Consider the following 13,761-nt stretch of genomic DNA (forward strand, 5'->3'; position numbering starts at 1 on the left):
TCATGAGCGGTTGCACAAGCGCTTTGTGAAATAGATTGCGCACCGTTAGTAAGCCGGCTTAGTGGTTTTGGGCGCTCTGACCCGTTTTCGAATGGTTTTTCTCGACAGCAAGATGCACTTGGCATGCCTGATGCGGCGAGTCGCGGAAGAATTATTCGCCGGATTTCTCCCATCATTTCCATGCTGATCGTGTGTTCGCCTGCCCGGAAATTGAGCAGAAGCAGTTGAACGTTTGCGTCAGTTTTTATGACCAGAACAGTTTTTACTCGGGTAGTTTTCGGTCAGTGGCACGAAATGAGGTGCCAAAAAATTAAGGGCACTGAAAAACTCAATGCCCTCATCGATATCAGCGTCAGAACTGGAAGCTGACCCCCAGGTTGAGCGCATTGCTACTATCCTGGCGGGATACTTGTCCGGTGTAGTTCAGCGACACCAGACTGTCTTTGGTCAGGTTAATTTCTGCCGAGGCCTTGACCACCGCACCGTCTCGGGACGCTTGCACACTACTCACTCCAAACTCGGTATCACTGCCGATTAATTTCATTGTTTTTGTGCGGTCAGGTTCTTTGTACTGATGCTCCCATCCCAGCTCACCGCGGAGCCTCACCGAGCGACTGGAACCCACGGGTAACTGAACATGCCCGCGCAGGCCTGTCGTGGAGACGATAGCGTCATGACTTTGCTTGCCAGAGCGCAATGCTGCTCCTTTTCCATTTTCCTGGAACGAGTCGCTCTGGAAGTTAACGTAAGCCATATTCGCAAAAGGCTCCCAGCCTGACCACGCAACATAGCCAACCTCACCAAACACCTGATCCGTACGTGCCTTGTAGGCGGCTTTTGGATGAGCCGATTGATTGCCGTAGCTTACGTGACGGGAAGTTTCAATGTGATGCCATGTCGATGCTCCGCCGAACCGTAGTGCAATGCTTTCGAAGCGTTTCCCACCATAGGCCGACAGGTGATAGTTGTCTGCGTCGGACGACTTTTTGGAGGTCCCCTCCAGGCGAGTCTGGGTATATCCCGTCGCCCCGCCGAATCGCCATTCGTCTGCGATATCAGTGTCCAACCCCAGCAGGACGCCGGTAGTAGATGAGCTGAAGGCGGAGGCGTTGTGATCGGACTCATACTGTGTGCGACCTCCAAGCAACTGCACCCAACCGCTGCTACTGTTATCGTCATGAATCTTGCCTTGCCGTCGCAATGCTTGTGCTTGTTGCAAGCGAGCATTGGTCGCATCCCGTATATAATGACTGTCAGCGACCTGTGCTGCGGCGACATCAGCATGAACCTGGCCGTCCAGCTGTTTGAATGCCTGACGAGCCTGTTCGGCGCTATGGGAAGTCAACAGGCTCTCATACACCGGATTTCCCAACGATAATGGCTCAATCGCGGTTGCGACAGCACGCTCATTTTCGCTCTGAGCCACACTGGCAAAGCTGATACTGTTTCGATCGATAGCGACGCTCAGACTGGTCGCTTTCGGGCCGGATTGAACATCTGGCGCGGAAGGATCAAGCGCAGCTGGAATGAGCTGTTGCTGTGTCCCTGATTCGGTAATCCGAGTGTTCACGAACAGGTAGTCAGGCGTGACGGATGAAAACTGACCCACTATTCCCTTTTCGGCTGTAAGAATATTGAAGGTCTGTCCAACCAGCGTTTTGGCCTCATCCGCTGTGAGAAGGTTGGTGTGATTCTCCAGAGAGACTCTTATATTACCGCCATTTAGCGTCACAACCCCACTACTATCGACCCTATCGCTGCGTCCGTCGGGACCGACTTCCACTTTATAAACCGAATTCGCATCGAAAGTTACATTTCCGGTGCGTAGGGTGCCTATGGAGTTGCCCGGCGCTATTATACCGCCAGACTTGATAACTAAATCACCCAGGGTGCCGATACCACTGAGTTTAGCGCCCTCGCCTACGGTTACTGTACTTTGCAGGCGGGCGAGAGGGTGGTCGCTGTCACCGATGCTCAGATGCCCCGCACTGACCAAGGTTTCACCGGTATAGCTATTTTGTCCATTGAGAGTGAGCTTCCCATTGCCTGTTTTGCTCAACCTTCCCAGCCCTGTGATGGCGCCGTCATAATGTGTAACGTCAGCCTGATCCACAGTCAGTGTACCCGTTCCAAGCTTTAGGCTGCCTCCTTTTCCTTCAAGCCTCGAAGCTGTCAGGTCAAATCCATTGAGGTCAATCGTACCTCCATTAATGGTATAGGCAGTATTATTCACAAAACCACCTGCAATGTCGGACCTGAGAATGCCCTCCTCGATAACTGTTCCTCCCGTATAGTTGTTCGCTGATGAAAATCGTAGTGTTCCTGCCCCCAATTTCGTGAGGCTTCCCGAGCCTATCAAAGTTTGATTTGCAGATACCTCGCGACCAAGTTCCGTGATATCGATCCAGCCGTTCTGCTCAAGTATAATTGTACGGTCGAGACTGGACATTGAAGTGCCAGCTACCTTCAATCCACCGTTGGTCAAGAGCAATTTGGCGTTACGTCCCCCCAATGCTTCATCTTCATCAACAATCAGTAGCCCGTCGTCTTTTACAAGTACTTCACTGATAAAGGAATGATCATCAATACATAGATCCTTAACAGCTTGTGTGAAGCGCGCGTCATCGCCCTTGCAATTGAGAATGGTTTTCTTCTCTTCTACATCCAATTTCCTAAATACGAAATTGTCTTCGCTATCTATGATCTGCCCAATTTCAACATCGTCGCGATAATTGTTACGTGTGAGATAATACCTTTTATTTCTACCTGAAAAGTTGTAGGCCTCCTTCCCCCATACCATTCTTGTTTTACTCTCGCCGCTCCCCTCATATACTTCAAGGCTCGGTCCAGTCCAGCGCAGGTTCTGTGCCACGGGTTCATGGTCGGAGAGTGAGTTGCCGTTAGCATCACGGGCGAGTTTACTAAGATTGCCCGTTGGTTTACCATCGTCAGCAATCTCTATCCATTTTGCGAAGGGGTATGACACAAGGATGTGATCGAGTGTCGCCCGGTCCCAGCCTGTTGAAGTATTAGTTGACATTTCGCCATCACTCGGCCAGGTAGCGCGCTCGTCCTCAGCTTTACTCGGTTGGTACTTCTCCTTATTTTCATTAAGGCGGAAGATTTTATATTGCTTTTTGAGAGTGCTTATTGTGACCGGATAATTGCTTTCGACAGGGTAATTCTCATCCTGTAATATACTTTTTTTTCCGGAACTCCTTATATCGCTTCGCAAAGCTGTTGCCCAATTCGACCATGACAATTGATCAATATTCTTGGCAATATGGTATTTCTGAATGACTGGCCTATAGAGCTCCTTATCGCCAAGGTATTCATACGCAAGCTTTCTGTACAGCTCGCTTCCACCAGCATTTTCAATCACTCGTAATTGCTGATCCTTACTGTGCAATCCCCGCTCAGAAATTTCTCCCGCATTAAAGTCACCCAGCAAAACTATCGGTATATTGCTGGCCTTCGAAGCGTCGTTGAGTTTTTTTGCCTCAGCCAGACGGCGATCAAACCCATCGCTGTGGTCTAAATGTATGGCATTTACAATGGATTCAGGAAAGCCATTACCCGGAGTAATGCGAATAGAATCTCCAGGTTCATCAACAGAAGGGACCGTAGAAAAAATACTTCCCGTACCCTTCTCCTTTCTTATGTCTTCATCCTGGTTCCTTCTTGCCTTAACGAAGCCACTCTGTTTTAAATTGGACTCATTTAGGGTGTCAATCGTATTGCGCTCGAATTCATATATGTATTTGTCGCTGCCAATCTTCATGCTCGTCTTATAGTTGACGCGACCATTGTTGAAAAGTTCGGGGAGAACCACAATGTCTGGCAGAACTTTGTGAAATAAATTTTTTGTAGTCTCTGCGTATTTACGACTCTCTACACCGTCTTCTTGTGGGGCCCACATTCTGGAATTCTCGTGTCTATTCCATATGTTGAATGTCATGAATTTTATGGAGAAGTTTTTTGAAGGTGTTTCTTCAGCAAGGACTGTTGGTGTAAGTATTGTAATATTGGATGCTATGGTTGCCAATATTGTTGATTTTGAGAAAAATTTTTTATATATTTTTTTCATGTGGTCCCTTGTGTTTTTAATTTGTTTTTTTTGTGCAATTGTCTGCGGAGTCTTATTTCGACATCAGAGACAATCGCCAATAATGCAATTGAAAAGCTATAGGAGTACTCCTAAAACGATCAGCAAGCTGCGGCGGCGAGGCGGTTTTTCCAACACTTTCAAAGTTGGTGGATCTCTCAGCCAGAACGAGATGCGTACCCGCCGACCAAAATGTCTTTCTGATCCCAACGCATAAGGCGATGGAGCCCACCTAAATTAAGCGGACGCAACTACCTCTTAAAGAGGTTCTGAAGTAGCCATGTGTTTCTGGCTGACGTCGGCCACCGCCAATTTTGAGAGTGGCGAGTCGATCCAAACACTTAAATTACTCACTAATTGTTGGTCTATTCGTTGCGAGCATCTCGCAGCGGTTATTCCCCGAATTACAGTCGCACCTCTCATGCATGGCTTATTAACTGTTCGCGAGCCATCCATGGATTCGACAGCACAAACAGTGTTATCAGCTATGCTGTGTTATTGACCTGATCACGGAACCGCGTCTTCACATAGCCGCACTGGCGCTTGATCACCCGGAACGGGTGTTGGACCTTCGCTCTTATCTGCGCCTTGGCATTTCGATCTTGCATTTGGCTCTGCCCACAACGCTGCGGTAGCCCAGTTTTTGGTAGGTGCTGTGCCGGGCTTCTATCTGCCAGATAACCAGGTGACCTTCCTGCTATGGGGGAGTGGGACTTATCCAGTCCGGTATAATCGGCATCGGCACAGACTACGTTTTCGTCTCCGTGCAGCACCTTATCGACCTGCGTGACATCTGTCATATTGCCCGCAGTAACGACCACGCTGCGCTCTTGGTTCGTAATTGCATGGACTTGACCATCCATTTGTATTCGACTTGACCAGTCATTTGTACGTGATGTGACCAGCTTGTTGGGGGGCGATGACCAGTTGAATCCACAGCCGATGGATGCCAGTCGTCACCGGCAGCCGTCGGTCAAAAGCGGACAGTTAAGCAGGGTTAGCAGCCCTTCCTTGACGCTTGAACGCGTCTACAAAAGCAGGGTGATTCAAGCTCAACGTTTTGCAGCAGGTGATCGGTCTACCCCCAGAGACCGGTACTGCGGACATTGTGCCTATATGAGCATTTGTGACAGCATCGCCCGATTAACATCAAGAGCTTCCTGCGATCGTCATGGGACAATCAATCCGAAGACTTGTCAGTGGCCAGGGCTGAGATGAGGCGGTACCCAAGCCACCATTACACAATGATAGTTGTGGTTATGTCGTACATTAACTTGCCCAGTGATCAGGGACGTTGACGAGACGGTGCTTCGGGCAGCAGTACGCAAGTGCATACAGGAAGAACGCGTAGGGCCGATTCATGGCCTTGGTCTCAGTAACTGTGGGCCCTACGTGGCCACCAAGCACCATGGGTTCCAACAAGCGATCGCTGAGTACATCAAGGCCAAGCCTGTAGTGGTCAGCTACCACGCGCGCGATGCTATTGACTGTCTGAATCGCCCCGGGTTTCGTAGACACCTCTTTGCCTTAAACTGAGGCCAATTAGGAGGTGCCATGAGCAACCCGCGTTACCCCGAAGAATTCAAAATCCAAGCAGTCAATCAAGTGACCGAAAAGAAGCTGCCTGTCGCTGAGGTAGCGGCCCGTCTCGGCGTGTCGACGCATAGCCTCTATGCCTGGATAAAGCGCTACAGCAAACCTCAAGAAGAACGGCAACAGGATGATGATCAGCACGCTGAGCTGCGTCGTCTGCGAGCGGAACTCAAGCGCGTCACTGAAGAGCGAGACATATTAAAAAAGGCGGCCGCGTACTTTGCCAAGGAGTGCGGCTGAAGTACGCCTTTATAAAGCAGCGCGCGGGCGACTATTCGATTCGACGGCTTTGCCTGACGCTGAAAGTCCATCCCAGCGGTTATTACGCCTGGCTGTCTGAGCCGCAATCTGTACGCGCCAAAGACGACCAGCGACTGCTGGGTTTGATCAAGCATTCCTGGCTGGAGAGCGGCGGCGTTTATGGCTATCGCAAAATCCACGACGATCTGCGCGAGGTCGGTGAGGATTGTGGTCGTCATCGTGTGGCGAGGCTGATGCGTCTTGAAGGTCTGCGTTCTCAGACAGGTTATCGACGCCGCCCTGGAAAGTACGGCGGTAAGCCGGCGGTCGTCTCACCCAATTTGCTGAAGCGCCAGTTCGATGTCGTGGAACCCAACAAGGTTTGGGTAACCGACATCACGTACATTCGTACGTATGAAGGCTGGTTGTATTTGGCGGTGGTACTGGATCTGTTTTCTCGGCAGGTCGTTGGCTGGTCAATGAAGTCGCAGATGACCAGTGATTTGGCTATTGATGCGTTGTTGATGGCGGTTTGGAGGCGTAAACCGAAGCAAGAGGTGATGGTTCATTCCGATCAAGGCAGCCAGTACAGCAGCTCCGATTGGCGCAGCTTTTTGAAGGCAAACAATTTGGTTGCCAGCATGAGTCGCCGAGGCAACTGTCATGACAACGCCGTGGCCGAGAGTTTTTTCCAGCTTCTGAAACGGGAACGGATCAAGCGAAAAATCTACACCACGCGGGAGGATGCTCGGAGTGATGTGTTCGATTACATCGAGATGTTCTACAACGTAAAACGCCGCCATGGTTTCAACAATCAGCTGTCACCGGTAGAGTTTGAAAAGCGTTACGCAATGAGCTTGCAAGGTGTCTAGAGAATCCGGGGCGATTCAAAATGATTGGTCAAGTCCATGCAATTACCCAGTTAGACGTGTCAACAGCGACCTTAAACGTTGAGGTCGCTATTCACGTCCGTCACAGTCTTACCTTCAATGAACCGGTCCTTCAGTAACCTTGGCGGGTTACTACCTCAATTCTGTGAGCACCGAGGCGCCGGAGGGCTTCCAAATCTGCTAATAGTACAGTTCCTGGCAGCACCAATATGCCAAGCAAATTTCCAGTAAAATCCACTATACGAAGGTTCATCGGCTGTTTTCCTGGGCCCGTCGTTTGATGAACGCTTCTAGTGTTTTTACGCGCACCAGCCTCCGGCGGCCCAGCTTGAAAGTATGAATCTCCCCATTAGCAATCATTTCGTAGAACATGGATCTGGCGACGCCGATCAAACGGGCGGCGTCTTCCACCCCGACTGATATCGGATCTAGAGAGCTATTTTGGTTCATTGAACGGCCTATGTGGCTTCAGGACGCAACGGGATGTTGCATCAGTGGTGCCACAATAAATGTGGTGCCACATTTATGTCAACACATTTTCATTGTGTGTCCGTGTGTGATGTGGCAACCTTGCCGAAATCCACAGGCGTCTGGAGTTCGACGATGGCAGTCAGGAAGAAAGCAGAAACAATTCACCTGCGCGTTAGCGCCACCTCAAAGGCTTGTCTTGAAGGGTTGGCCAATGCGATGAAGAAAACCTCAACGCGTGTGCTTGAAGATTTGATTTTCGAAGCTGCGGCAAAATTCAAGGTTCAAGAAGTCGATGTAGATGTCGACGAGCGTGTTTTGAATGGTGGGGATTGGAGGTTGCTAGAAGCTTTGCGGTTGGCTCATTTACCTGATGAGCAGATACTCAAGAAACTGCGGACTTATTTTTTAGCAGGTGAAGCGTTGAGCCCGAAGGACTACATGGTTGTCGAAGCCATCCTGTGGTCGTCGGATGTATTTTCTGGGGATACAGAGATCTTTCCCAAGTCGGAAGGTGTTATCAAATACACGAGCGAGTATAGAATTCCAAAAGTTGATCTGAATACGATCAATCGGTTGATGCCGTCGCTCGAGGACTATGCTGAATTTCGGATTAAGAATAAGTCGGTATCAGCATCTTTTGGCGAATATCTAAAGATGATAGAGCCAAAGCCTTAAAAGCATTCAATTCAGATTAGCTCGACAGCCGCTGCTTTGGTTCCGGGTGCCAAGTGTGCGTAACGCAATGTCATCTTTATGTCGCTATGGCCTAGCAGATCCCGCACTGTGTTCAGCGGCACTCCGGCCATCACCAGTCGTGATGCGAAATCGTGACGCATGTCATGCCACCGAAAGCCTATCACCTGGGCTCGTTCGAGTAGTTTGAGCCATGCGCTTTTGACGTCTTCAAAGCGGCCGCCTTCTCGGTTTGCAAAAACATAGGGGCTCGCACCTGATTGCTTTTTCCATTCTACAAGGACGGTAAAGACTTCCGTATTCATTTGAATGTGACGTGTATCGCTGGTTTTTGTTGTGTTGCCAGTGACAGTAATGGTCTTTGTGTCGAAATTTACCGAGGACCATTTGAGGTCAAACAGCTCCCCACGTCTCATGCCAGTCTTCAGCGAAACGATAATCATCGGCTTCAGGTGATCCGTGAATTGTAGGTCTAGGAAGCTCTGCATTTGCTCCTTACCTCTGTACTCTCGACATTTGTTTGCTCTTTCACGTTCACGTCGCATTTCGTCTTGGCGTGCATCTAATGCCGCGCGCAGGCGTTTGTCCTCGTCTACAGACAAATACCGTACCACTCCGATGGAGTCGACTTTTCGCTGCTTCAGTTTTGCCATTGGGTGGGCGGTGATGTATTCCCATTCTAACGCCCGGCTAAACACGCCACTGATTGAGCCCATCTTGCGATTGACAGTCGAGGGCTTGTTGCCAGCTTGCATCCAGGTGGTACGGATCTGCTCAAGGTCGCGACCGGTGATTGCGTTGATCCGCTGAGCCATGATGGTGTCGAAATTGTTGTCTAAAGTGTGCAGCGTTTTTGCGTGGCCCTTGTGGTGAGTCTTGAACCACGGCATATATGTGTCGTCGATGAACTCGCGTAGCGAGGGGAGGGCAGTACCTTTTCTGCCGTGGGTGACTGCAAGAGGCTCGCCGTGTTTGCGCGCTTCATATAGGTACTGAGTTGCTTCCTGCCGGGCTTGGTCGAGCGTAAGCATACCGACTCGTCCGAACGCCTTTTTCCGACCGCGTCCCCACCTGACAATATACGACTTGGCTCCGGCTGCCGTGACACGCACGTGTAGGCCTATCACGATGGTGTCGTGTACTTCGTACTCCTTGCCGGTGACTTTCAGCGAAGACAGTATTTTGCCAGTTAGTTTTTCTTTCACCTGATTTCCGTGGGTGCAATATGGGTGCAAAAAACACTATACGGATCTGTCTCCTTGGACGCAATCGGACTGAAATCCCCGTAATTACAGGCGCTACCCTTTGGTTGTTAGGCTAGAATTGGCCCTCCTAAGGGGAAGGTTGGCCGTTCGAACCGGCCCTGGGACACCAGATACAAGGCCCCGCACAGTTCCTTCTGGCGGGGCTTTTTTGTGGGCGCTTTCCGAAGATGAGTCGAACCTTGCCTGGGTTCTGGGTTCACACCACTGGCATCGTGTATTTATAGCAATCTGTGTATCCCGCGAGCAGCCGGACAGCGTCTGAGTCTTTAAGCAAAATAATCCCCGGAAACAGCGCCTACCGCCTGTCCGGACCCAGTCACCCCGGACTATCATGCCGATAGCCCTGTCTCTCACCGCAAGGAGCCGCTCGGAACGCCGATGCGCCAGATCTGGAAATCTTTTCGAGCCCTTTATTTCGCCTCCTTGATGATGCTGATCGGCTCCGGCCTGCTCAGTACTTATCTGGCATTGCGCCTGGCGGCCGACCACGTCGACAGCCTGTGGGTCGGTGCGCTGATGGCGGCCAACTATTTTGGCCTGGTCCTGGGCGGCAAGATCGGGCACCGCCTGATTGCCCGGGTCGGGCATATTCGTGCTTACGCCACCTGTGCCGGGATCGTCGGCGCGGCGGTGTTGGGCCACGGCCTGGTCGACTGGTTGCCGGCCTGGATCGTGCTGCGGGTAATCGTGGGCCTGGGCATGATGTGCCAGTACATGGTCATCGAGAGCTGGCTCAATGAGCAGGCCGACGCCAAGCAGCGTGGTGTGGTGTTCAGCGGCTATATGATCGCGTCCTACTTGGGCCTGGTGCTCGGCCAACTGATCCTGGTCATGCACCCTCAGCTCGGTCTTGAATTGCTGATGCTGGTCGCGCTGTGCTTTGCCCTGTGCCTGGTGCCGGTGGCCATGACGCGACGGATTCACCCGGCGCCTCTGCATCCTGCGCCGATGGAGCCGCGCTTCTTTATCAAGCGCGTGCCGCAGTCGCTGAGTACTGTGCTTGGGGCGGGGTTGATCGTCGGCTCGTTCTACGGTCTGGCGCCGCTGTACGCTTCTCAACAGGGCTTGACCACCGAGCAAGTGGGCCTGTTCATGGGTAGCTGCATTTTTGCCGGGCTGGTGGTGCAGTGGCCATTGGGCTGGCTGTCGGACCGCTATGATCGCGCGCTGCTGATCCGCTGCTTTGCCCTGTGCCTGGCAGTGGCGGCGTTGCCGCTGGCGATATTGACCCAGGTGCCGCTGGAAGTGCTGTTTGTCGCAGGCTTCCTCTGCTCCCTGGTGCAGTTCTGTCTTTATCCGCTGGCGGTAGCGTTCTCCAACGACCATGTGGAAGGTGATCGCCGTGTATCGCTCACGGCCATGCTGCTGGTGACCTACGGCGTCGGCGCCAGTATCGGGCCGTTGCTCGCCGGTGTGGTGATGAAGCTGTTCGGCAGCCAGATGCTGTATGCGTTTTTCAGCCTGTGTGCGTTGATCCTGGTGTGGCGTATTCGGCCCAAAGCGGTGACCAACCTGCATCAGGTGGACGATGCACCGTTGCACCACGTGGCGATGCCCGACAGCATGTCCAGCTCGCCGTTGGTAGCGGCACTTGATCCGCGGGTGGATGAGGCGGTGGTGCAGGAGCAAATGCAAACTGCGGTCCCGGAACCTGAGCCGGAAGCCGAGCCGGCCCCAGAAGTGGAGGAGCCAGCCTTTGTCGGGCCGCCTGAGCCTGTGGGGCCAGACGAGCATCCTCACGACTTGAGCAGGGCGCGCCCCTGAATGCAAAACGGGCAGATCCCATCAGGATCTGCCCGTTTTTTTTGCCGCGATCGTTAAGTGTTAAAAATCGTCGTCTTTGTCGAAGCGACGTGCTTCGCGTTGCAGTTGGTACACGAACCGCTCGACCTGGCGCTGCACCAAGCCGCTCATGTTGTGGAAGCGCACGCCGGCGAAGGTCGTGTTGATCTTCTCTTCGAAATGCAGGTAACGCAGTTCGACAGCGGTGGTCATGCTGCCAAAGGGCAGGGCGGCGATAAAACGGTCATAGACCTGGCCCAGTTGCAGTCGCTCGGAGATATCCCCTTCAAAGCGCAATTTGCAGCCAGTGGCGGAAATATCCAGCAGCTTGCCGCTGATAGGCGCCTTGAGCTTCTCGCCACCCAGCTCGATGTTGACCAGTTGTGCCAGCTTCAAGGCGGCGCGGAAGGCATTGCGGCGCTGATGGTAGACCACTTCGTCGGGCATGTTGCCGGTGTAGATGCGGTGGCCGTCCTTTTCGCTGATGCTCAGGCTGCCGTTGCTTTCCCAGGCAACGCGTACACCCTCGTGGAAGCCTTCGATGCGGAAGGGTTCACCGTTTTCCAGGTAGCGTTCGCCGTCACGGGGGATCATTTCATCCAGGGCCAGGGTGCCGCTGTCCCGATTGACGTCCACCAGGTAGCTCTGGAAGCGCTGGCTGCGTTCATGGAAGGTGATGATCAGCGGGTCATGGCTGTCTTGCAGCATCCGCAAAGTGCTGGCGATTTCCAGAGGGGTGGTGAGGACCTTGGGTGGCTGCGGAGCATCTTCCGCATTAAGGGCGTTGAACACGGTTCTTCCATCTCCAGACAAAATACGACTACACGCAAGAGCGGGCATTTTGCCAGTATGTGGCGCGCCTTGGATAGGTCGCGCTGTAATCCGGCGTCAGGCTTGGCTGCGGGTGCTTGGCTTGACCAGGCGCGAGGTGGAGCCTTGAGCGTTGTAAAGCGCCGGGGGCTCGCCGCCGTGAAGTATGCGCAACTGGTTGGCGGTCGTGGCTTGCTGAAGCTGGATCGACTGACCGTTGAGCAGGTTGGCTTCCTGGCACTGGGTGAGCAATTGATTGAGTTCTTTGCTCTGGGCCAGCAATTGATCGCCAACCGTGGAGTGGCTGGCCAACTGTGCCAGGCCGTCATGGTCTGCCGGCAGGCCCAGGCTGGTCAGGATCTGGCTGCGTTTCTTGCCGTGCTGTTCCAGCAGGACAATCAGCGATTGCTTGCGCGCCAGGATTTCTTCCAACAGGGGCATGTCTCGGCCGTAGAGGGCCAGGGATTCCTCCCTGAGCAGCTCGAGCAGCTGTTGTGTCGGCGCTAGATCATCAATGATCAGTTGAAGCAGATTTTCGTCGTGATGCATGGCTGGCCTTGGGGTTTAAGCGTCCAAAAGCCCGGCGCAGGCCTTTGCCTAGCGCTCGGCTTCGAAATTAAGCAGCTTGCTGGCTACACGGTTGCTGTCGACTTGATAGCTGCCATCGGCGATTGCCTGTTTCAATTCGGCCACACGGGCTTTATTGACCACCGGTTGATCGCGCAGCGAGTCAGTGACCTTCTGCAACTGTTGAGCCTCATTGCTCAGGTGTACGGATTCCCCGCTCTGGCTGGCGCTGGCCTGTTCCGCCTTGGCAGGCAGTGGCTGGGCCTTGGCTTCTACGCTGTCCTTGGTGCCAGTAGCTCGCGTAGGGGCCGACGTGGTCGGGGTGTTATTTAAACGACTGAAATCGATGACCATGATCAAAAAACCTCTGGGTATTTGGACGCTTGCCATGTTTTCGGCCATACCCGGACAAACTTTAGGCGCGAATGACAATAAATCTCCGCACGGCACTTCTCATGCACAGTGTAGGAAAACCCAGCGTCCTGTACCAGTAATCTATAACGCGACCTCGACTTGCCCAGGGGCTGTCACCCGCGCTTTGATCACGCGGTTGGAGTTGAGGTTCTTGACGCGAATCTGTTCGCTCATGCCGCCGTTGGACAGCGCTTCCCCCGGCATCTTCACTTGAAGCGCACCGCTGCTGGCGGAAATCACCACTTGGTCGCCCTTGCGAATCACCTCGGCTTGCTCAAGATGCACCAGAGTGATGACTTGGTCAGTGACCACTGGTCGGGTCAATTTTTGCCCGATGGCCTGGTCGAGGGACGTCAGGTAGCCCTGGCTGATCATGCTGATGTCGCGTTCGCGTAGTACAACGTCCTCAAAATCGATGATCCCGGTGCGCTTGAGTGGGCGAGCCACCACCACTACATCACGGAACAGCTTCACCTGGGCCGGCACGAACACCGTCCAGGGCGAGGCGCCGTCGCAGCGCACCTTGACCGTCACCCGGCCAATCGGCTGAGCGGGGCTTTCCAGGGTGGCTGTCAATTCCTTGTCGCACTTTGGCATGCGCAAGCGCGGGTCCAGTTGGTTGACCTGGATTTCATAACGCCCCGGTGTCTGGGTGGTCGCCAGATAATCTTCTACAGTGAACTCAAGAAAGCCTTGGGTGACGCCGATAAGTAGATCAGGCAAGGTGACGTTGTCCGCACGGGCCGTAGTGCCCAGGCCTAGGGCAAGCAACACCAGCGGTGCGCAGAGCAATCTGCGAAACCGTGTCAGGATGGGGCGTCGGGAAACTGTCGTTTTAATATCCATGACCAATAAATAGCAAAGGCCGTGCCGTTTAGCGTTGGTGCGCGTCACTGCCCTTATAGGTATGGCCAAAGGTTCAGCGTGGGAG

Annotated in this window: 11 protein-coding genes; 3 read left to right on the forward strand and 8 right to left on the reverse strand. The window is 53.1% G+C overall.

All coding sequences use genetic code 11. The features are described from left to right. Positions 1-352 precede the first annotated feature (352 nt). Positions 353-4,087 (reverse strand): autotransporter domain-containing protein, encoded by a 3,735-nt coding sequence (locus AC4PS7_RS09470; RefSeq protein WP_492179381.1) that lies wholly within the window; start codon positions 4,085-4,087, stop codon positions 353-355. Positions 4,088-4,590: 503 nt separating this feature from the next. Next, positions 4,591-4,968, reverse strand: a complete 378-nt coding sequence (locus AC4PS7_RS09475) for a transposase (protein ID WP_492179382.1) — start codon at positions 4,966-4,968, stop codon at positions 4,591-4,593. 691 nt (positions 4,969-5,659) lie between these two features. On the opposite strand from AC4PS7_RS09475, the gene AC4PS7_RS09480 reads away from it, so the two are divergent. Next, a protein-coding gene (locus tag AC4PS7_RS09480; protein WP_492179383.1) for an IS3 family transposase occupies positions 5,660-6,810 on the forward strand; the annotation gives its coding sequence in 2 pieces (ribosomal slippage) (positions 5,660-5,903 and positions 5,903-6,810; 1,152 coding nt in all). A 267-nt stretch (positions 6,811-7,077) separates the two neighbouring features. Here the strand turns inward: AC4PS7_RS09480 and AC4PS7_RS09485 are convergent. Then, positions 7,078-7,278, reverse strand: a complete 201-nt coding sequence (locus tag AC4PS7_RS09485; RefSeq protein ID WP_141155825.1) for a helix-turn-helix domain-containing protein — start codon at positions 7,276-7,278, stop codon at positions 7,078-7,080. Positions 7,279-7,431: 153 nt separating this feature from the next. Here AC4PS7_RS09485 and AC4PS7_RS09490 point away from each other — a divergent pair, with 153 nt between their 5' ends. Further along, entirely contained in the window at positions 7,432-7,974 is a 543-nt protein-coding gene (locus AC4PS7_RS09490) for a hypothetical protein (protein WP_492179384.1), read from the forward strand. Positions 7,975-7,985: 11 nt separating this feature from the next. On the opposite strand, the gene AC4PS7_RS09495 is transcribed toward AC4PS7_RS09490, so the two are convergent. Next, on the reverse strand, positions 7,986-9,197 hold the full coding sequence (locus AC4PS7_RS09495) for a site-specific integrase (RefSeq protein ID WP_492179385.1): 1,212 nt from the start codon (positions 9,195-9,197) through the stop codon (positions 7,986-7,988). Between the two features lie 438 nt (positions 9,198-9,635). Between AC4PS7_RS09495 and AC4PS7_RS09500 the strand changes: the two genes are divergently transcribed. Further along, a complete protein-coding gene (locus AC4PS7_RS09500; protein ID WP_305469407.1) occupies positions 9,636-11,021 on the forward strand; it encodes an MFS transporter in 1,386 nt (461 codons plus the stop codon). Between the two features lie 60 nt (positions 11,022-11,081). On the opposite strand, the gene AC4PS7_RS09505 is transcribed toward AC4PS7_RS09500, so the two are convergent. The 4 genes from AC4PS7_RS09505 to flgA form a co-directional block, all read right to left on the reverse strand. Further along, positions 11,082-11,831, reverse strand: coding sequence for a flagellar brake protein (locus AC4PS7_RS09505; RefSeq protein WP_010208338.1), 750 nt, complete (start codon positions 11,829-11,831; stop codon positions 11,082-11,084). A 96-nt stretch (positions 11,832-11,927) separates the two neighbouring features. Next, positions 11,928-12,398 (reverse strand): flagella synthesis protein FlgN, encoded by a 471-nt coding sequence (locus AC4PS7_RS09510; RefSeq protein WP_010208339.1) that lies wholly within the window; start codon positions 12,396-12,398, stop codon positions 11,928-11,930. Between the two features lie 48 nt (positions 12,399-12,446). Further along, the gene (gene flgM, locus AC4PS7_RS09515) at positions 12,447-12,770 is read right to left on the reverse strand and encodes a flagellar biosynthesis anti-sigma factor FlgM (RefSeq protein WP_010208340.1); all 324 of its coding nucleotides are present in this window, start codon (positions 12,768-12,770) and stop codon (positions 12,447-12,449) included. Positions 12,771-12,911: 141 nt separating this feature from the next. Continuing rightward, positions 12,912-13,676, reverse strand: coding sequence for a flagellar basal body P-ring formation chaperone FlgA (gene flgA, locus AC4PS7_RS09520; RefSeq protein ID WP_032882708.1), 765 nt, complete (start codon positions 13,674-13,676; stop codon positions 12,912-12,914). Between the last annotated feature and the right edge of the window lie 85 nt (positions 13,677-13,761).

The sequence above is a fragment of the Pseudomonas sp. DW-iso3 genome (assembly GCF_058725305.1).

Coding starts and splice junctions, on each gene's coding strand:
- flgA (WP_032882708.1), bottom strand. CDS start 13,676: ATGGATATTAAAACGACAGTTTCCCGACGCCCCATCCTGACACGGTTT.
- AC4PS7_RS09485 (WP_141155825.1), bottom strand. CDS start 7,278: ATGAACCAAAATAGCTCTCTAGATCCGATATCAGTCGGGGTGGAAGAC.
- AC4PS7_RS09500 (WP_305469407.1), top strand. CDS start 9,636: ATGCGCCAGATCTGGAAATCTTTTCGAGCCCTTTATTTCGCCTCCTTG.
- AC4PS7_RS09470 (WP_492179381.1), bottom strand. CDS start 4,087: ATGAAAAAAATATATAAAAAATTTTTCTCAAAATCAACAATATTGGCA.
- AC4PS7_RS09490 (WP_492179384.1), top strand. CDS start 7,432: ATGGCAGTCAGGAAGAAAGCAGAAACAATTCACCTGCGCGTTAGCGCC.
- flgM (WP_010208340.1), bottom strand. CDS start 12,770: ATGGTCATCGATTTCAGTCGTTTAAATAACACCCCGACCACGTCGGCC.
- AC4PS7_RS09475 (WP_492179382.1), bottom strand. CDS start 4,968: ATGGATGGTCAAGTCCATGCAATTACGAACCAAGAGCGCAGCGTGGTC.
- AC4PS7_RS09510 (WP_010208339.1), bottom strand. CDS start 12,398: ATGCATCACGACGAAAATCTGCTTCAACTGATCATTGATGATCTAGCG.